The sequence below is a fragment of the Actinomadura sp. NPDC023710 genome (genome assembly GCF_040639875.1).
GTDB lineage: Bacteria > Actinomycetota > Actinomycetes > Streptosporangiales > Streptosporangiaceae > Spirillospora > Spirillospora citrea.
Genome location: NZ_JBFAGB010000002.1, coordinates 224,891 through 243,574 on the forward strand (window position 1 = coordinate 224,891; position 18,684 = coordinate 243,574).

Genomic DNA, 18,684 nt, shown 5'->3' on the forward strand with positions numbered 1-18,684 from the left:
CTCCGGGCGCCGAGCGGTCAGAGGACGTCCACCGCGAGGTCGCGGACGGTTCGCTCGTCCACCTCGACGCCGAGGCCGGGGGCGTCGGGGACGCGGGCGGTGCCGTCGCGGATCTCGACCGTCGGCCCCGCGTACGGGGAGTCGATGAACTGGCGGCCGTTGAGGTCGACCGGGGTGTCGATGCCGAAGGCCGAGAAGAGGTGCAGGGACGCGGCGAGGCCGAGGTCGGAATCGGTGAGGCCGGAGCCCATCAGCGCGACGCCGCAGTCCTCGGCGAGGGCGCACAGGCGGCGGGACAGGGTCAGGCCGCCGGTGCGCTGGACCTTCGCGATGGCGACGTCGACCGCGTCGAGGCGGACGAAGGTCGCCAGGTCGGACGGGTGGCGCAGGCTCTCGTCGAGGGCGACCGGGATCGGGCATGCGTCGCGGAGGCGGCGCAGGCCCACGATGTCGTTGGCGGGGAGGGGCTGCTCGAACGCGGTCACGCCGAGGTCCTCCAGGCGGCGCGCCAGCGCGAGGGCCGAGCGGACGGTGTAGCCCTGGTTCGCGTCCACCCAGAGCGCCGCGGCGTCACCCGCGTGGAGCCGGACGGCCTCCACGACGTCGGCGTCCTCGGGACCCAGGCCGACCTTGACCTTGAAGGCGCGGTACCCCAGGCCGCGGCCCTCGGCGACGCTGTCGGCCACCTCGGCGGAGGATCGGCCGGAGACGATCCACCCGAGATCGATCGTCTCCCGTCGGCGCCGGCCCCACATGACGCCCAGCGGGACGCCGGCGGCGCGGCCGAGGAGGTCGTGGAGGGCGACGTCCACGGCGGACTTGGCCAGCGGCGCGCCGATGCTGAAGCCCCGGTTGACGGCCCGGTCGAAGGCGGTCGTCACGCCGTCGAGGTCCCAGGCGGGACGGCCGGTGATCGCCGGCGCGAGGTACCGGTCGATGGTGGTGACGATGGACTCGGCGGTCTCGTACGTCCAGGCGGGGATGGGGGTCGCCTCGCCCCAGCCGTGCGCGCCCTCGGCGCTGACCTTGACCAGGACGCGCAGGCTGGGCCGTCCGGCGACGGCGACCGCGCCGCCGGACACCCCGAACGAGCGCCGGGTGGGCAGCGCGACGCAGAACGTCTCGATTTTTTCGATCTTCATTCACGCCTCCGGGAAGCGGGCGCCCGCGGCTCAGCCGGGCGGTGCGGTGCTGGCGCGCAGCACCACCTCGCCCGCGACGCGCTCGATGCGGCTGCGGCGGGTGGCGGGCTCGCGCAGGGCCAGTCCCATGACGCGCTCCCCCATCGCGTTCAGCGGCAGCGCGACGGTGGTGAGCGCCGGGGTCAGGTCGCGGACGATCGAGATGTCGTCGAATCCGGCGAGCGACATCTCCCCCGGCACTAACACGCCGTGGTCGCGCAGCGCGGCGAGCGCGCCGACCGCCATCACGTCCGTGACGGCGAACACGCAGGTCGGACGGTTTTCGCGGCGGAGCAGCTCGGCCGCCGCCCGGTAGCCGCCGTCGCGGGTGAAGGGGGCTTCGACGATGTGCTCGGGCGCGACGCGGACGCCCGCGTCGGCGAGCGCCTCGGTGAACCCGCCGAGGCGGTCGTGGACGGTCGTCAGGGCGCGGGGGCCGGTCAGCACGCCGAAGCGGCGGTGGCCGAGGTCGAGCAGGGCGCGGGCGAGGGCGGCGGCGCCCTCCCGGTTCTGCGGCAGGATGGCGTCGACCTTGAGGCTGCGGTGCCGGCTGAGGACGGCGACGCGGCCGCCGGTGCGCTGGTAGGGGTCGAGCTCGGCGGCCATCGCCCGCTCCCACTCGCGGTCCTCGAAGCCGGAGCCGATGAGCAGGATCGCGCGGGCACGCTGGGCGCGCAGCATCGCCACGTACTCGACCTCGCGCGCCGGGTCGCGGAACGTGCTGGCGAGCATCACCAGCATCCCGTACTCGGCGGCGGTGCGCATGACGCCGCGGGCCACGGCGGCGAAGTAGGGGTCGCTGACGTCGTGGCAGACCACCCCGACGGACTTGCTGGAGGAGCTGGCGAGCGCCTGGGCGTGCGCGTTCGGGGTGTAGCTCAGCTCGGCCGCCGCGGCCAGGACGCGTTCCCGCAGGTCGGCGCGGACCTGCGAGGTCCCGTTCAGGACGCGGGACGCGGTGGCGAGCGAGACGCCGGCCTCCCGCGCGACGTCCTGCAGGGTCACGTACGCTCGGTCGCCGGTGCGCTCCCCCTCGGCCGCTTCCGTCATCCCCGCCCCCTCGGCCGGCACGGGCCCTCGCGGCGGGTTCCTGACGAAGACCCTCTTGACCGCGGTGCGTGCCGGTTCTTACGGTACATCAGAAAGCGCTTTCTGAACGCGCTTTCCGAACCACCCCGTCCGGAGGAACCCATGGTGAGTCAGGGTACGACGGCCGCACCGCCCTCGGCGGACGCGGCGGGCGTCGTGGAACGCGCCAGGCCCGGCGCGGGCGAACGGATCCGCGACGGCCTGGAACGGTCGTGGCGGCCGGTCGCCCTGCTGGTGGCCTGCTTCGCCGCGTGGTGGGCGATCAGCGCCTTCAAGCTGGTCGAGGCCTACCTCGTCCCATCGCCCGGCGCGACGCTGCGGCTGATGGGCGACAAGTGGGGCTACATCTGGCACCACACGTGGGTCACCACGTACGAGACCCTGATCGGCTTCGCGCTCGCGGTGCTCATCGGCGTCGCGTCCGCGGTGCTCATGGTGTACTCGTCCACGGTCGAGCGCACCCTCTACCCGATCCTGCTGTTCGCGCAGGTCGTCCCGAAGATCGCGATCGCCCCGCTGTTCGTGGTGTGGCTCGGCTTCGGCATCGGTCCCAAGATCGTCGTGGCGGTGCTGATCGCCTTCTTCCCGGTGGTGATCTCGATGGTCGCCGGGCTGAAGGCGGTGGATCCGGAGATGCTGCAACTGTCGGCCACGATGGGCGCGAGCCCGATGGCCACGTTCAGCAAGATCCGGCTGCCGGCGTCGCTCCCGCACCTGTTCTCCGGCCTGAAGGTCGCGGTCACCCTGGCCGTCACCGGCGCCGTGGTCGGCGAGTTCGTCGGCGCGAACGAGGGACTCGGCTACGTGATCCTGCAGGCCAACGGCAATCTCGACACCCCGATGCTGTTCGCCGGGCTGCTGGTCATGTCGGCCATCGGCGTCGTGCTGTTCGTCGTCGTCGAGGTCGCGGAGAAGCTGCTGCTGCCGTGGCACGCCAGCCGCCGAGGCGACGCCGTCACCACGACCTACTGACGGCGCCCCACGCGCCCCCCGCCACCCGAACCGCCCGCCCGGAATCCGCCGGACGGGACGTCCCGACAGACCAACGGCCGAGAACAACCCACCCCCTTACGGAGGGCCGCCTCATGAAACTCCGCACCCTCGCCATCGCCGTCATGGCTCCGGCCCTGGCACTCGCCGGCACCGCCTGCGGCGGTGACTCGGGCGAGACCACGAGCGCCTCGGGCAAGAAGCTGACCAAGGTCACGCTGACCCTGAACTGGTACCCCTACGGCGAGCACGCGCCGTTCTACTACGGCAAGAAGAAGGGGATCTTCGAGAAGCACGGCATCGACCTGGAGATCAAGGCGGGCCAGGGCTCGCAGAAGACCGTCCAGGCCACCGGCGCCGGGCAGACCGACTTCGGCTGGGCCGACACGCCCGCGCTGCTCGCCGCCGTCGACAAGGGGATGCCGGTCAAGAGCATCGGCGTGTTCCTGCAGACGACGCCCGCGTCCGTGCAGTCGTTCACCTCGGCCGGGATCAAGAAGCCCGCCGACCTGAAGGGCAAGAAGATCGCGGGGACGGCCGGGGACGCGCTGGCGCGCACCTTCCCGGTGTTCCTGCAGAAGAACGGGATGAGCGCGAGCGACGTCCCCGTCCAGAACACCGACCCGGCCGGGAAGATGGCCGCGGTGCTGGCCGGGAAGACCGCCGGGCTCATGGGCTTCGCGAACGACCAGGGCCCGACGATGGCCGCCAAGTCCGGCAAGCCGGTCTCGTACCTGCGGTACTCCGACTTCGGGCTGAACTTCTTCTCCAACGGCCTGCTGGCCGGCGAGCGGAAGCTGAAGAGCGACGCCAAGCTGGTCAAGGAGATGGTCGCGGCCACGAGCGAGTCGTGGACGGCCGCGGAGTCCGACCAGGCCGGCGCCGTCGCGAGCATGGCGGGCGCGTCCGAGCAGCTGCCGCCCGAGAAGGTGCTCACCGAGCAGTTCAAGACCACGCTGACGCTGCTGCACACCCCCGCGACGCAGGGCAAGGCGCCCGGCGTCAACGCCGAGGACGACTGGAAGCAGACGATCGCCACCTTCCAGCAGGCGGGGGTCATCGGAAAGGCGCAGGCGCCCTCGGAGTACTGGCAGGCGTCGGCCGCGCCGCAGACGTGACGGGACGAGCGATGAGGATCATGAGCGAGAAATCCACCGCGAAGCCGGACACCGGCCGGGAGACGGCCGTCAGCCTCGACGAGGTCGCGGTCCGGTTCCGCACCCGCAAGCGCGACGTCACCGCCCTGCGCGAGGTGTCGCTGGACGTCCCGATGGGCGAGTTCGTCGCGATCGTCGGACCGTCCGGCTGCGGCAAGTCCACGTTGCTGAAGCTGGTCGCGGGGCTGCTGAAGCCCTCGACCGGGGACGTGCGGCTGCGCGGGGACGAGGTCAAGGGACCCCGCCACGACATCGGCTACGTGTTCCAGCGGGCCGCGCTGCTGGAGTGGCGCAGCGCCCGCAAGAACATCCTGCTCCAGGCGGAGATGCGCAAGATGCCGTCCGAGCAGGCGCGCAGGCGGACCGCCGAGCTGATCGAGATGACCGGCCTGAAGGGCTTCGAGGACGCGCTGCCGCACGAGCTGTCCGGCGGCATGCAGCAGCGGGTCGCGCTGTGCCGGGCGCTGCTGCACGAGCCGCGCGTCCTGCTCATGGACGAGCCGTTCGGCGCCCTCGACGCCCTCACCCGCGAGCAGCTCAACATCGAGATGAACCGGATCTGGCGGGAGACGGGCACGACCGTCCTGCTGGTCACGCACTCCATCGCGGAGGCCGCCTACCTGGCGAACCGCGTCGTGGTGATGACCGACAGGCCCGGATCGATCGCCGAGATCATCGACGTCGACCTGCCCGCGGAGCGCGACTACGCGGCCACGATGGCCCGCCCGGAGTTCGCCCGCGTCACCAACCGCGTCCGGGGACTTCTCGGCGCGGGCGGCTCGGCCGACTGACCGGCGCGCCGCAGAGGGCGCGCCGCACAGGACATTCGACAGGCTAGGAAGGAACGGGATGGCACGCAGGTCCATCGGGATCGTCATGAACGGCGTCACCGGCCGCATGGGGTACCGCCAGCATCTACTGCGCTCGATCCTCGCGATCAGGGAGCAGGGCGGGGTCCGCACCGCCGAGGGCACCGTGCTGTGGCCGGAGCCGGTGCTGGTGGGACGCAGCGAGACCAAGCTGCGCGAACTGGCCGAACGGCACGGGCTGACGGCGTGGACGACCGACCTGGCCGAGGCGCTGGCGCGTCCGGGCACCGACATCTACTTCGACGCCCAGGTCACCGGCGCGCGGGTCGACGCGATCCGCGCGGCGGTGGCCGCCGGCAAGCACATCTACACCGAGAAGCCCCTCGCCGAAGACCTCGACGAGGCGCTGGCCCTGGCCCGGCTGGCCGACGAGGCGGGGGTCAAGCACGGCGTGGTGCAGGACAAGCTGTTCCTGCCGGGGCTGCTCAAGCTCAAGCGGCTGGTGGACGGCGGGTTCTTCGGCCGGATCCTGTCGGTGCGCGGCGAGTTCGGGTACTGGGTGTTCGAGGGCGACTGGCAGGAGGCCCAGCGGCCCAGCTGGAACTACCGCGCCGAGGACGGCGGCGGCATCATCCTCGACATGTTCTGCCACTGGCGGTACGTGCTGGACGGGGTGATCGCGCCGGTGCGGTCGGTGCAGGCACTCGGCGCGACGCACATCGGCGAGCGGGTGGACGAGCACGGCAAGCCCTACGAGGCCACCGCCGACGACGCCGCCTACGGGATCTTCGAGCTGGAGGGCGGGATCGTCGCCCAGATCAACTCCTCGTGGGCCACCCGGGTCTTCCGCGACGAGCTGGTGGAGTTCCAGGTCGACGGCACCGAGGGCTCGGCGGTCGCGGGACTGCGGCGGTGCCGCGTCCAGCACCGCACGATGACGCCGAAGCCGGTGTGGAACCCCGACCTGCCCGCCACCGAGGACTTCCGCTCCCAGTGGCAGGAGATCCCCGACAACACCGAGTTCGACAACGGCTTCAAGACCCAGTGGGAGATGTTCCTGCGCCACGTCGCCGACGACGGCCCCTTCCCCTGGGACTTCTACGCCGGAGCGCGCGGCGTCCAGCTCGCCGAGCTGGGCCTCCGCGCGTGGCGGGAGGGCCGCCGCCTCGACGTCCCGGAGCTGACGCCATGAAGATCGATCTGCCCGGGGCGCCCGGCTACGCGATGAGCGAGCCGCGCACCTACAAGCCGCCCGCCGGGCCCGCCACGTCACGCGTCGCGTACGCGGCCGCGCACGTGGTGGCGGGGGACGAGTCACTGGACTGGGACACGACGCTGGCGTTCCGCCGCCACCTGTGGTCCCACGGGCTGGGCGTCGCCGAGGCGATGGACACCGCCCAGCGCGGCATGGGCCTGGACTGGGCGACGACCCGCGAGCTCATCGTGCGGAGCGGTGAGGAAGCGCTTTCAGCAGGGGGCCGGATCGTCTGCGGAGCGGGCACCGACCAGCTCCCCGCCGGACCGGCGTCGCTGGAGGAGATCGCCGCCGCCTACGAGGAGCAGCTCGCCGTCATCGAGTCCGTCGGCGCGGTGCCGGTGCTGATGGCGAGCCGGCACCTGGCCGCCGCGGCGAGCGGCCCGGAGGACTACGCCGCCGTGTACGGGCGGCTGCTGGCCCAGGCCGGGCGTCCGGTCGTGCTGCACTGGCTGGGCCCGATGTTCGACCCGGCGCTGGAGGGCTACTGGGGCTCGTCCGATCTGGACGTGGCGTCCGGCGCGCTGCTCGCCCTGATCGGCGAGCACGCGTCCCGGATCGACGGAGTGAAGATCTCGCTGCTGGACGCGGGGCGGGAGATCGACCTGCGCCGCCGGCTGCCGTCCGGGGTCCGGCTCTACACCGGGGACGACTTCAACTATCCGGAGCTGATCCGGGGCGACTCCGAGGGGCACAGCGACGCGCTGCTCGGGATCTTCGACCCCATCGCGCCCGCCGCCGCGGCCGCCCTGCACGCGCTGGACGACGGCGACACCGCGTCCTACGAGGAGATCTTCGGCCCCACGGTGCCGCTGGCCCGGCACCTCTTCGAGACCCCCACCTACTACTACAAGACGGGTGTGGTGTTCCTGGCCTGGCTGACCGGCCACCAGCGGCACTTCCGGATGGTCGGCGGGCTGGAGACCGCGCGCTCGGTGCCGCACATGACCGGCCTCTTCCGGCTGGCCGACGCCGCCGGCCTCTTCCCCGACCCCGACCTCGCGGCGCACCGGATGCGCGCCTGGCTGACCGTCCAGGGAGCCGCGTGATGAGGTTCAGCCTCAACCAGTGGACGACCAGGCACTGGCCCCTGGCCGAGCTGGCCGCCGGCTGCGCGTCCGCCGGGGTGACGGGCGTCGGGCTGTGGCGCGAGCCCGTCGCCGAGTACGGCCTGGCCCGCACCGGCAAGCTCATGCGCGACCACGGGCTGGCGGTCACGTCCCTGTGCCGGGGCGGCTTCTTCCAGGAGCCGGACGCGCTGGAGAACAACCGCCGCGCCGTCGAGGAGGCGGCCGAGCTGGGCGCGCCCGCCCTGTGCCTGGTCAGCGGCGGCCTGCCGGACGGGTCCCGCGACCTGGACGGGGCGCGCTCGCGCGTCGCCGACGTCCTGGCCGAACTCGCTCCCTACGCGGGCGAGCACGGCGTCCAGCTCGCGATCGAGCCGCTGCACCCGATGTTCTGCTCGGACCGCTGCGTCGTCTCCACCCTCGGGCAGGCGCTCGACCTGGCGGCGCCCTTCCCGTCCTCCCAGGTGGGCGTCATGGTCGACACCTACCACCTGTGGTGGGACCCGGCGGTCTGGGACGGCATCGCCCGCGCCGGCGCCGAGGGGCGGATCTCGCTGTTCCAGGTCGCCGACTGGATCACGCCGCTGCCCGAGGGCGTCCTCACCGGGCGCGGCATGCTCGGCGACGGGTGCGTCGAGCTGCGCCGGTTCCGCGAGGCGGTGGACGCCACCGGCTACACCGGCCCGATCGAGGTGGAGATCTTCAACGACGCGCTGTGGGCCATGCCGGGCCCCGAGGCCCTCGCTCTGACGATGGCCCGCTACGAGGAGCACGTCTTCGAGGGACACGTCTTCGAGGGACACGGGGCGTGACGTCCGCTCCGGCGCGCCCGCGCACGTCCGGATCCGGCGGCGGCCGGACGTGGCGGGCGGCGTCCGGGGCGTGGCTCGGGATCGGGACGGCGCCGGGCGCGCTCGTCCTCGGGGCGCAGATCGGCGGGCGGCACGGCGGCGCGCTGCCCGTCCCGGTCCTGCTGGTCGGCGGCGCCGTCATGGCCGCGCTGCTCGCCGCGCAGGGACGGCTCGGCCTGCGGGAGCCCGCAGGGGAGAACGCCGGCATGGCCGACCTCGCGCCCCGCTACCTGGCCCCGGTCGCCGAGCGCGCCTTCACCGCGCTGCTCGCGGTCGCGATGGTCGGCTGGTTCGGGTTCAATGTCGGCCTCGGCGGAGCGGCCGCCGCGGCGCTCGGCGGCGTCCCGGACGCGGTCGGCGTCGCGGTGCTGGCCGTCCCCACGGTCGCGGTGCTGGTCGCGGGCGGCGGGCGGTGGAACGCGGTCGCGGTAGCCACCACCCTCACCGCGGTCGCGCTGATCGGCATCGTCGCGGTGAAGCTCGCGCCGCCCGCCTCGCCCGTCTCGCTCGCGCGGGACGGGCCGCCCGGCGTCCTCGCCGCGGACCTCGCCGGGTACATCGGGTACGTGTCGGTGTTCGCCGTGCGGGCCCCCGACTTCACCGTCGGCCTGCGCGGCCGCCGCGACCTCGCGGCCTGCGTCGCGCTGCTCGTCGTCCCCGCCCTGGCGGCCTCCGTCGTCGGCGCCGGGGTCGCGGCGGCCAGCGGCTCCACCGACGTGGTCGCCGTCCTCGCCGGCCCGGACGGGCTTCCGGCCGCCAACCTGTTCGTCGCCGCCTCGGTCATAGCCCCGACCCTCGCCGCCGTCCACTCCGGCGCCCTGGCCGCCAACCGCTTCCTCCCCCACCCCCCGCCCGGCACCGCCCCGGCGGACGGCGCCGCCGGGGGGCCGTCCGGAGGGTGTCGGGGGCGGGTGGAGGGGCGGCGGGTCGTGGCGGTGCTGGCGATCGCGGTGCCCGGCGCGGTGCTCGCGGCGCTGCGGGTCGACCGGATGCTGCTCGAATGGCTGACGGTGCTGGCGGCGGCGCTGCCGGCGCTGGTTCCGCCGATGGCGGCCGAGTTCGGGCGGAGGCGGCGCGGGCGCGCGGGACGGCCCGTGGCGACGTGGATCTGGGCGCCCGGTGCCGCGGTGGCCGTGGCCCTGACCCTGGCCGGGCATGCCGCCGCCGCCCCCGTGGGTCTCGTCGTGTCCACAGGCGCGACGCTGGTCCACGCGTGGTTCCGTCGCGAGCGGTCGTGACGGGATGTCCACATCCGGCTGGCCCGAAATTGATCCTTGACGTCGGGCGAGGCCGGTCGTACCTTCTGGAAAGCGCTTCCAGAAAGCGCTTTCCTGCCACCGATCCCCACCCTAGGACGGCTGGAATGCGAAGAAAGCTCAGCTGGTGTCTCCTCACGATCGCGGCGCTGCTGCTGCCGCTGCTCAGCGTCCCCCCCGCGGCGCAGGCCCGGGACGACGCCCCGATCCTCGACCCGATCCCCGACGACCCCGCCCCGTCCGGCCTCGGCCTCGTCCTCCAGGAGGTCGCGCAGCTGCCGAAGTCGACGCCGACCGGCACCCCCACCGACCCGCGGCTGCTGCGGTGGAACCGCATCAACCACGTCGGTGAGGTCCCCGACCACTCGGGCCGCCTGTACGTGCCCGACCTGAACGGCAATCTGTACCTGCTCGACAAGAAGACCCGCACCCCGCACGTCTACCTGGACGTCGCCGCCACGTTCGCGCCCGACTTCTTCTCCCAGGCCGGACTCGGGCAGGGCTTCGGATTCGTCGCGTTCCACCCTGACTTCCGCAAGAACGGGAAGTTCTACACCACGCACGTCGAGGCGGGCGAGGCGCTGAAGACCAAGACGCCCGACCTCACCCCGCAGCCGAAGACCGGCTACCACGGCGTCATCGACGAGTGGACGGCCACGAACCCCGAGGCCGGCACCTTCTCCGGGACGCATCGCGAGATCCTGCGCGTCGGCTTCGCCGGGCGCATCCACAACCTCCAGCAGATCGACTTCAACCCGAACGCCCGTCCGGGCGACGCCGACTACGGCAAGCTCTACGTGTCGGTCGGCGACGGCGGCAACGGCAACGTCGGCGACAACGGCGGCGACCCGCAGAACCTCGGCGTCCCGCAGGGCAAGATCCTGCGGATCGACCCCGCCGGGAACGACAGCGCCAACGGCAGGTACGGCGTCCCCGCCGACAACCCGTTCGCCGGGCAGGCCGGCAAGCTCGGCGAGATCTACGCCTACGGCATGCGCGACCCGCACCGGTTCAGCTGGGACACCGGCGGGAAGCACCGGCTGTTCCTCGCGCACATCGGCGAGCACGAGATCGAGTCGATCCACGAGCTCTACCCGGGCGCGAACATCGGGTGGAGCGAGCGGGAGGGCGCGTTCACGTTCCGCAAGGACGACCGCTGCCACCTGTACCCGCTGCCGGCCGACGACGCCAAGTACGACTACGAGTACCCGCTCGCGGCCTACGACCACGACCCGCCCGCCGACTGGAACTGCAGCAGCGACGTCGGCCACGCCATCTCCGGCGGCTACGTCTACCGGGGCGCGAAGCTGCCCGCGCTGCGCGGCAAGTACCTGTTCACCGACATCGTGGACGGCCGGCTCATGTACACCGAAGAGTCGGAGATGAAGCACGACGCGACCGGCACGAACCGCGCCCAGATCTACGAGATGGCGGCCTACGACACCTCCGGCAAGCCCGTCACGATGCGGGAGCTGGCCGGTGACCAGCGCGTCGACCTGCGGTACGGGTCGGACGGCAAGGGCGAGCCCTACCTGCTCGCCAAGGCCAACGGCAAGATCTGGAAGGTCGTCGGGACCAAGCGGGTCGCGTCCGGAGCGGCGGGCCCCGTCCGCGTCGGGAACGCGATGAACGCCGCGAACTGGACGCCCGTCACGCCGTCCAAGTGGCAGTTCCCGGGCGACCAGGTGATCCTGGCCGAGGCCGGCGAGCAGCGTCCGGGCCCGCGCCGCCCGTTCGAGTACGCGGTGCTGAACAAGGGCCCCGCACTCACCTCGACGCAGATCGACGCGCAGGTGCGGCTGGACACGCCGGTGTCGATCAGCAACCGGGACGTGATCGTCATCTTCGGCTACCAGGACGACACGCACTACTACTACACCCACCTCTCCAGCGACAACACCATCTACCCGCACAACGGGATCTTCCTGGTGAACGGCGCCGACCGGCTGCGCATCGACCAGCAGTGGAACGCCAACCGGTCGCACGGCGCCCCGCCGGCCATCACCGACGAGGCGTGGCACCGCGTCCGGGTCGACCGCCGAGCGGACACCGGCGAGACCGCCGTGTACGTGGACGGGTCCTCCCGGCCGGTCTTCACGGCCCTCGACAAGACCCTCGGCTCCGGCCGGGTGGGCTTCGGCTCGTTCGACAACATCGGCCGGCTCCGCGACCTGACGGTCCGCGGAACCCCGGCGAAGTAACGGCCTCCTCCGGGCGGGCGCCGCGACCCGGCGCCCGCCCGGAGGGCCTCAAGGAGTCGACATGATGATTCGCCGCGGCACCGCCGCACTCACCACCGCGCTGCTGGGCGCCTCCCTCTGCGTCGCCGCAGCCCCGGCCCACGCCTCGACCGGCGGCGTCTTCCCGCCCCTGAAGAAGAACCTCATCTCCTACTACGACTTCGAGCACCCCGTCCCGGGCGACCCGTCCCGCGAGGCCGACCGCGGACGCTCCGGAACCACGATCAACCTGATCAACGGCGGCGCGGCCATGCGGGTCCGGGACGGCGCGCGGCGGCACGCCATCCAGCTCGGGCAGGTCGCCCCGTCCGCGAAGGGCAACGACGACTGGAAGGCGGGGGTCTACTCCGCGCCCGGCGTCCCGTCCCTGCACGCGTTCAGCTCCGCCAAGGGCGCGACCCTCGCGGGCTGGATCAAGATGACCGGCACGAACCCGAGCCCCAACACCGAGACGTCCAACCCGAGCGACGTCTACAACGCGATCGGCCTGTCGGGCCTGCTCACCGGGGACTCCGACGGCCACGCCGTGCGCGCCCTGCTGGAGATCATCGAGGTCTCCGGCACCCTGCACGTCGTCGCGCTGGGCCGCCGGGTGGACGGTTCGAAGTCCCAGACGTTCGCGGCGAGCGAGGACTGGCAGAGCATCCTCCCCCAGAACACCTGGGTGCACCTCGCCGCGACGTTCGACTACGACACCGGTGCGATGGCGCTCTACAAGGACGGCAGGCCGCTGGACGGCTTCTACACCACGGCCGGGGACCCGTGGGCCATCGAAGGCGCCCCCGAGCCCGACGTCACGTCCGCCACGGACCCCCGCGGCATCAAGATCGGCGGCAGCTACCCGCAGAACACCGCGGAGAAGAACCCCTGCAACTGCCGCATGGACGGCCTGATGTTCCTCGACCGCCCCCTCACCCCGAAGGAAGCGGCCATCCAGTACAAGTTCGCGAACCGCTGACCCCCGCCGCCGGCGCCCCTGGGCGCCGGCGGTGCTTCTCTTCACTCGACGTCAGGGCCGGGTTACCACCCGGCCCTTTCACGTGCGCAGGCGGGCGGTGTAGAGGGCGGTGTCCGTGGCGGCCAGGAGGGTGCCGTCGGGGGCCAGGGCCAGGTCGTTGGCCGGGGTCGGCAGCTTGATGCGGTGGGACGGGGTCGGGACGGCGGCGTTCCAGGCGACGAGGGTGTCGGGGGCGTCCCGGAGGGCGGCGGCCACCAGGAGGTGACCGTCGACCAGGCCGCCGGCCACCTGGTCGCAGGGGGCCGGTGTGGACAGGGTCGCGAGGCGGTCGCCGTCCAGGCCCTGCACGCCCAGGCCCTCCGGGGTCGGAGAGAGGAGGACGAGGCCGTCCGGGGACGGGGTGAGGGTCGCGGCGCCGGAGGGGGCTGCGGCGATCTCCTCGCCGCGTTCGAGATCCAGGAGCCTGACCGTGGAGTCGCCGGTCAGGCCGGTGAGGGCGGTGAGGGCGCCCGTCGCGGGCGTCGCGTGCAGGAGCCTGCGGCCGAGGGCGCTGTGGTGGCCGAGCCAGAGGCGGAAGTCGGCGAGGCGGTCGCCCGTGAGGGCGTCCCACACGGCGACCTCGGCGTCGTTCGCGGGGCCGAAGACGGCGACGACCGCGCCGCGGCCGTGGTGGACGGTGAGGCCGAGCAGGTCCGGGTGGGCGTCCAGGGCGAGTTCGTGTCCGGTGCCGAGATCGTGTATGTGGAGGCGGTCGCGGTGCGTCCAGGCGACGGTCGGCGACCCGGCGAGGAGGCCGAACGCCCAGTCGGCACGATCGGCGGGGAAGTCGGGGATCGGCGGGCCCAGCGGCGCGCCGGCCGCCAGGTCCCACGCCTGGCCGGTGTTCACGCCCTGCCCGACCCGGGAGGTGAACGCCAGCGACGGACGCTCGGCGGTGGCGGCGACGCCGTCGAAGGACCCTCGCGCCAACGGGTCCGCCAGCACGCTTTCCGGCATGCGTCGGAGCGTAGGCCACGCGGCGGAGATCGTTCTGGACAGTCGCGAAATCGGTCGGGTCAAGCCCGAGTCAACCGCGGGCGCCGCGCAGGCGCGCGGCGACGTCCTCCGGCGGGACGTCGTTGATCCAGGCGGCCATGCCCGACTCCGAGCCGGCCAGGTACTTGATCTTGTCGGCGGCGCGCCGGACCGAGAAGAGCTCCAGGTGCAGGCGGAGCAGGTCGCGGCCCTCGCCGACCGGCGCCTGGTGCCAGCCCGCGACGTAGGGCAGCGGGGCGCCGTAGAGGGCGTCGCAGCGGCGCAGGAGGTCACGGTAGAGGACGGCGAGCTCGTCGCGCTCCCCAGCGTCGAGAGCGGCCATGTCGGGGACGTGGCGATGCGGCATCAGGTGCACCTCCACCGGCCAGCGGGCTGCCGCGGGGACGTAGGCCGTCCAGTGCTCGCCGGACAGCACGACGCGGCTGCCGGCGCGCTCGGCCTTCAGGACGTCGCCGAACAGGTCCGGGTTCGCGGCGGCCGACGCCAGCATCCGCTCGGTGCGGGGGGTGAGGAACGGGTAGGCGTAGATCTGGCCGTGCGGGTGGTGCAGGGTCACGCCGATCTCGACGCCGCGGTTCTCGAACGCGAAGACCTGCGCGACGCCGGGGACGGCCGACAGTTCGGCGGTGCGGTCGGCCCACGCGTCGACGACCGTCCGGACGCGGGAGACGGGCAGCAGCGCCATCGAGGTGGAGTGGTCGTCGGTGAAGCAGACGACCTCGCAGCGCCCGGCGCCGCGGGACCGTTCCACACCGTCGATCGAGGGCGGTACCGGCGGGGTGCGGACGTCGAAGGAGGGGAAGCGGTTCTCGAACACGGCGACGTCGTAGGACGGGTCCGGGATCTCCGAGGCCGGGCCGCCGGGGCACAGCGGGCACTGGTCGGCGGGCGGCAGGAACGTCCGCGTGTTGCGGTGCCCGGTGATCGTGACGTGGTCGCCGGTCAGCGGGTCGCGGCGGACCTCGCAGACCGGCTCGACCGGCGGCAGGCCGCGCGGGTCGGCGACGGGCGCCCGGCCGGGGGCCTCGTCGTAGTAGACGATCTCGCGGCCGTCCGAGAGCCGCGCGCGTGTCCGGTTCATCTCGACTTCATCTCGACCGGCAGCCTACAGCGCGGAGGCGTCCGCCCGCGTCGCCTCCTCGTGCACCGACAGCAGATACCTGACCAGCGTCGTCAGCACGTCCTTGCCGGACGTGCGCTCCCGGACGTCGCACATCACGACCGGGGTCCCCTCGCTGAGGTCGAGCGCCTCCCGGATCTCCGAGGGCGTGTAGTCGTAGCCGTCGTCGAAGCGGTTCACCGCGATGACGAACGGCAGGCCCCGGTTCTCGAAGTAGTCGACGGCGGGGAAGCTGTCCGAGAGGCGGCGGGTGTCGGCGAGCACGACGGCACCGAGCGCCCCGAAGGACAGCTCGTCCCACATGAACCAGAACCGGTCCTGGCCGGGCGTGCCGAACAGGTAGAGCACGAGGCCTTCGCGGATCGTGATGCGGCCGAAGTCCATCGCGACCGTGGTGGTGGTCTTCTGCTCGACGCCCTCGGTGTCGTCGACGCCGACGCCCCGGTCGGTGAGCAGTTCCTCGGTCTGCAGGGGGCGGATCTCGCTGACGGAGCCGACGAGCGTGGTCTTGCCGACGCCGAAGCCCCCGGCGACGAGGATCTTCACCGCCACCGGCGTCGCCGGGCCGACCCCCTCCCGGGGGGACGGCCCCGCGCTCCCTCCGGCGGCCGCACCGGCGTTCTCAGAGGGCTTGGAGACCATGGAGCACTTCCCTCAGCAGACGTTCCTTGGAGAGCGCGCTCTCCTGTTGGGGACGGGTGGCGGTGATGAGCCGGTGGTGGAGCAGGTCGCCGAGCAGCACCCGCACGACGACGAGCGGCAGCCGCATCCGCGCCGCGACCTCGGCCACCGGCTGCGGTTGCAGGCACATCTCCAGGATGTCGAGGTGCTCGGGACCGATGCCGGGCGAGCCCGACCGCGGCCGCGCCGCGGTCGAGACTATCGTGATCATGTCGAAGGCCTCGCCGGTCGCGGGCCTGGCGCGCCCGCGGGTGAGCGCGTACGACCGCACGATCGGGCCGGCCTCGTCATCGAGCCATTCGCTGCCAGGACCGGTCATGGTCCGTCACGATTCCTCGGTATCGAGGGACTCGGCGCGTCCGCGCCGAGTGCCCCTCTGGATGGACGACATCATCGACCGCAGCTGCTCGGGCGACCGGTCGGCACGGGCGGCGGGCGCGGGACCGGCCGGGGCGGCGTGCTCCTCCCGCAGCTGGGAGGCCATGTTCTCCTGCCGGACCCGCTTCGGCAGCGAGGGACGGTCGCCGCCGGACGACTTGCCCGGGGGACGGCGCCGCACCTCGCGGGGCGAGCGCGGCACGCCCGGCGGGGGCGGCGGCGAGGACGCCGGCTCGGGCTCGGGCGGCGGGTCGCCCCACGGGGACGCGGCCGGCCGGTGTGCCGGCGACTGGCCCTGGATCGGCTCCTCGAACACCGGGATGGGCCCGGTCAGCGCGTCCGGCTCCCCGGACGGAGGCATGGCGGCGGCCGGGGGGATGAACGGGCGGACGGGCTGCGCGGGCGGGGCGAGCGGCTCCTGCTGCGGGGAGGGCGGCGCCGGAGTCTGCGCCGCGTGCCGTCCGGACGGCAGGTGCAGCACGGACCCGCCCTCGTCCAGCACCGGCTGCGGGCCGCTGCGGACGCTGGCGCCGTTCACGACGGTGCCGACGGGGACGAGCGCGTCCTCGGCGCGGCGGGTGGTGAGGGCGGGCGCGTTCCGCACCGGTTCACCCTCGTCGGGGACGACGAGCTCCTCGGGCAGCAGCACGATCGCGGTCATGCCGCCGTAGGGGGACGTCCGCAGGGTGACCTTGATGCCGTGCCGGCGGGCCAGCCGGCCGACGACGAACAGTCCGAGCTGCGCGCTGTCGGACAGGTCGAACTCGGCGGCGGTGGCGAGCCGCTCGTTGGCGGCGGCGAGGCTGGGCTCGTCCATGCTGAGGCCGCGGTCCTCGACCTCCAGCGTGAAGCCGTGCGAGACGGCCTGCCCCTGCACCTGGACGGTCGTGTGCGGCGGCGAGAACGTCGCGGCGTTCTCGATCAGCTCGGCGAGCAGGTGGATGACGTCGGCGACGGCCGGGCCGACGATCGCGGCGCGGGTCATCGGGGCGACGTTGACGCGGGTGTAGTCCTCGACCTCGGACGCGGCGGCGCGGGCGACGTCCACGATCGCGACGGGGCTGCGCCAGCCGCGGCCGGGCGCCTGCCCGGACAGGATGATCAGGCCCTCGGCGTGCCGGCGCATGCGGGTGGCGAGGTGGTCGACCCGGAACAGGTCCTCCAGGTCGTCGGGGGTCTCGATGCGCCGCTCCATCGAGTCCAGCAGCTTGAGCTGGCGGTGCAGCAGCGTCTGGCTGCGGCGGGCGAGGTTGACGAACACGTCGCTGACGTTGTGGCGCAGCGTCGCCTCCTCGACGGCGCTCTGGATCGCGGTGCGGCGGGCGGCGTTGAACGCCTCGCCGACCTGGTCGATCTCGCGCGTCCCGAACGACAGCGGCGGCGCCTCGGCGGCCACGTCGACCTCCTCGCCGCGGCGCAGCCGGCGGATCACGCCGGGCAGCCGGACGTCGGCCAGGTCGATCGCCTCGCGGCGCAGCCGGCGCAACTCGCGGATGACGGACCGGGCGACCCAGATCGCCAGGACGAGGGTGGCGACGACCGCGACCAGCCCGAGCGCGCCCGCGAGGACGACGCGGGTGATGATGCCCTCGGAGATCGGCTGGGCGCGCTTCTCGGCGCCCGCCGACACCGACAGTTCGAGGCCGCGGAGCCGGGTGAGGTTGGAGTCGGCGGTGGTCTTCCACAGCGCGCCGGCGGCGCCGGTGGCGTTGACCAGCCGCGGCGAGGCGACGAAGCGGTCTTCCAGCGTGCGGAGCCGGCCGTACTCGGGCATGCCGACGATGCGCTCGTAGTAGGACTGGTCGGGCGAGCGCAGCTCGGCCGCCGTGTAGGTGTACAGGGTGCGCTGCGTGCCGACGAGCTTGACGTACTGGGCGTGCTCGCCGGGCGTGATCCTGCCGGCGGCGAGCGCGCCCGCCAGCAGCGCGTCCTCCTGCGCGAGGACCTCGCGGGCCCGGGTCAGCGACGCCTCGTTGCGGGCGTCCTTGGCGACCTCGGAGTTGTCCAGCGTGGCGAGCGAGCCCTGCAGCGCGCCGACGTCGCCGAGCAGGGCCGTGTAGTCGGCGAACACGCGGGCCCGGTTCAGGCGGCCGGCGTCGATGGCGCGGCGCCGGTCCGCCAGACCGTCCAGCTCGGTGAGGATCTTGCCGGCGATGCCCCGGGCGTCCTTGGGGGCGGCGTTCTGGACGGACTCGGACCCGGCGAGCCGGCGGAACAGGTCGGCCTGCCGGTCGGTGACCAGGCGGCCGGACTCCATGGCGGCGCGGTCGCCCTCCGCGCGGCCGCCGAGGTACACCATCGACAGCCGCCGCTCGGCCTGCAGCGCGCTGCCGAGCGCGCCCGACGGGTAGCCGTAGTGGTCCTGGACGGTCTTGACATGGCGGAGGTTGAGCCCTTCGCCGAGCGCGATGCTCGCGGCGAACGCCCACAGCACGCCCAGGGAGACCACCGAGACGGTGACCATCAGGACGACCTTGAAGCGGATGGACCGGAAACGGGCGGCCTTGGGAGCCCGCCGGTGTCCGGCGGACGAGTCCGTTGTGCGGCCTCGATTTGGCACTGCGGCTGAACCTTCAACTCGGTCGGACGGCTGACATCGACTGGTCGGACGGCTGGC

At 73.2% G+C, this 18,684-nt stretch carries 16 protein-coding genes; 9 read left to right on the forward strand and 7 right to left on the reverse strand.

Annotated elements, in window-relative coordinates:
• Positions 1-17: 17 nt before the first annotated feature.
• Positions 18-1,142 carry an enolase C-terminal domain-like protein gene (locus tag AB0H37_RS03135; protein ID WP_179837097.1) on the reverse strand — a complete coding sequence of 375 codons (1,125 nt, stop codon included), beginning with the start codon at positions 1,140-1,142 and terminating at the stop codon, positions 18-20.
• A gap of 30 nt (positions 1,143-1,172) precedes the next feature.
• Positions 1,173-2,231 (reverse strand): LacI family DNA-binding transcriptional regulator, encoded by a 1,059-nt coding sequence (locus AB0H37_RS03140; protein ID WP_329086497.1) that lies wholly within the window; start codon positions 2,229-2,231, stop codon positions 1,173-1,175.
• A 141-nt stretch (positions 2,232-2,372) separates the two neighbouring features.
• Here AB0H37_RS03140 and AB0H37_RS03145 point away from each other — a divergent pair, with 141 nt between their 5' ends.
• The 9 genes from AB0H37_RS03145 to AB0H37_RS03185 all read left to right on the forward strand — a co-directional run bounded on the left by AB0H37_RS03145 (position 2,373) and on the right by AB0H37_RS03185 (position 12,853).
• Entirely contained in the window at positions 2,373-3,242 is an 870-nt protein-coding gene (locus AB0H37_RS03145; protein WP_179837099.1) for an ABC transporter permease, read from the forward strand.
• A gap of 113 nt (positions 3,243-3,355) precedes the next feature.
• Complete coding sequence (locus AB0H37_RS03150; RefSeq protein ID WP_329086494.1) at positions 3,356-4,378, forward strand: ABC transporter substrate-binding protein; 1,023 nt, start codon at positions 3,356-3,358, stop codon at positions 4,376-4,378.
• Positions 4,379-4,398: 20 nt separating this feature from the next.
• Complete coding sequence (locus tag AB0H37_RS03155; protein WP_329086492.1) at positions 4,399-5,208, forward strand: ABC transporter ATP-binding protein; 810 nt, start codon at positions 4,399-4,401, stop codon at positions 5,206-5,208.
• A gap of 58 nt (positions 5,209-5,266) precedes the next feature.
• Positions 5,267-6,418, forward strand: coding sequence for a Gfo/Idh/MocA family oxidoreductase (locus AB0H37_RS03160; protein WP_360611018.1), 1,152 nt, complete (start codon positions 5,267-5,269; stop codon positions 6,416-6,418).
• A gap of 32 nt (positions 6,419-6,450) precedes the next feature.
• Positions 6,451-7,530: a dihydrodipicolinate synthase family protein gene (locus tag AB0H37_RS03165; protein ID WP_229810009.1), complete on the forward strand. Its 1,080-nt coding sequence runs from the start codon at positions 6,451-6,453 to the stop codon at positions 7,528-7,530.
• Entirely contained in the window at positions 7,530-8,360 is an 831-nt protein-coding gene (locus AB0H37_RS03170) for a sugar phosphate isomerase/epimerase family protein (protein WP_360611020.1), read from the forward strand. The genes AB0H37_RS03165 and AB0H37_RS03170 overlap by 1 nt, the downstream gene beginning before the upstream one ends.
• On the forward strand, positions 8,357-9,637 hold the full coding sequence (locus AB0H37_RS03175; RefSeq protein WP_360611022.1) for a hypothetical protein: 1,281 nt from the start codon (positions 8,357-8,359) through the stop codon (positions 9,635-9,637). The genes AB0H37_RS03170 and AB0H37_RS03175 overlap by 4 nt, the downstream gene beginning before the upstream one ends.
• A 125-nt stretch (positions 9,638-9,762) precedes the next feature.
• Positions 9,763-11,856, forward strand: coding sequence for a PQQ-dependent sugar dehydrogenase (locus AB0H37_RS03180; protein ID WP_360611024.1), 2,094 nt, complete (start codon positions 9,763-9,765; stop codon positions 11,854-11,856).
• Between the two features lie 61 nt (positions 11,857-11,917).
• Complete coding sequence (locus AB0H37_RS03185) at positions 11,918-12,853, forward strand: LamG-like jellyroll fold domain-containing protein (protein ID WP_360611026.1); 936 nt, start codon at positions 11,918-11,920, stop codon at positions 12,851-12,853.
• A gap of 78 nt (positions 12,854-12,931) precedes the next feature.
• Here AB0H37_RS03185 and AB0H37_RS03190 read toward each other — a convergent pair whose 3' ends face one another.
• From AB0H37_RS03190 to AB0H37_RS03210, 5 genes are all read right to left on the reverse strand, one after another.
• Complete coding sequence (locus tag AB0H37_RS03190) at positions 12,932-13,849, reverse strand: hypothetical protein (RefSeq protein WP_360611028.1); 918 nt, start codon at positions 13,847-13,849, stop codon at positions 12,932-12,934.
• A 70-nt stretch (positions 13,850-13,919) separates the two neighbouring features.
• Positions 13,920-14,969 carry a galactose-1-phosphate uridylyltransferase gene (galT, locus tag AB0H37_RS03195; protein ID WP_360611030.1) on the reverse strand — a complete coding sequence of 350 codons (1,050 nt, stop codon included), beginning with the start codon at positions 14,967-14,969 and terminating at the stop codon, positions 13,920-13,922.
• A 24-nt stretch (positions 14,970-14,993) separates the two neighbouring features.
• Positions 14,994-15,650: an ATP/GTP-binding protein gene (locus tag AB0H37_RS03200; protein ID WP_179837110.1), complete on the reverse strand. Its 657-nt coding sequence runs from the start codon at positions 15,648-15,650 to the stop codon at positions 14,994-14,996.
• Positions 15,631-16,008: a DUF742 domain-containing protein gene (locus tag AB0H37_RS03205; RefSeq protein WP_179837111.1), complete on the reverse strand. Its 378-nt coding sequence runs from the start codon at positions 16,006-16,008 to the stop codon at positions 15,631-15,633. Before AB0H37_RS03205 ends, AB0H37_RS03200 begins: the two co-directional genes overlap by 20 nt.
• Before the next feature lie 6 nt (positions 16,009-16,014).
• Positions 16,015-18,531: a nitrate- and nitrite sensing domain-containing protein gene (locus AB0H37_RS03210; RefSeq protein WP_360611033.1), complete on the reverse strand. Its 2,517-nt coding sequence runs from the start codon at positions 18,529-18,531 to the stop codon at positions 16,015-16,017.
• Between the last annotated feature and the right edge of the window lie 153 nt (positions 18,532-18,684).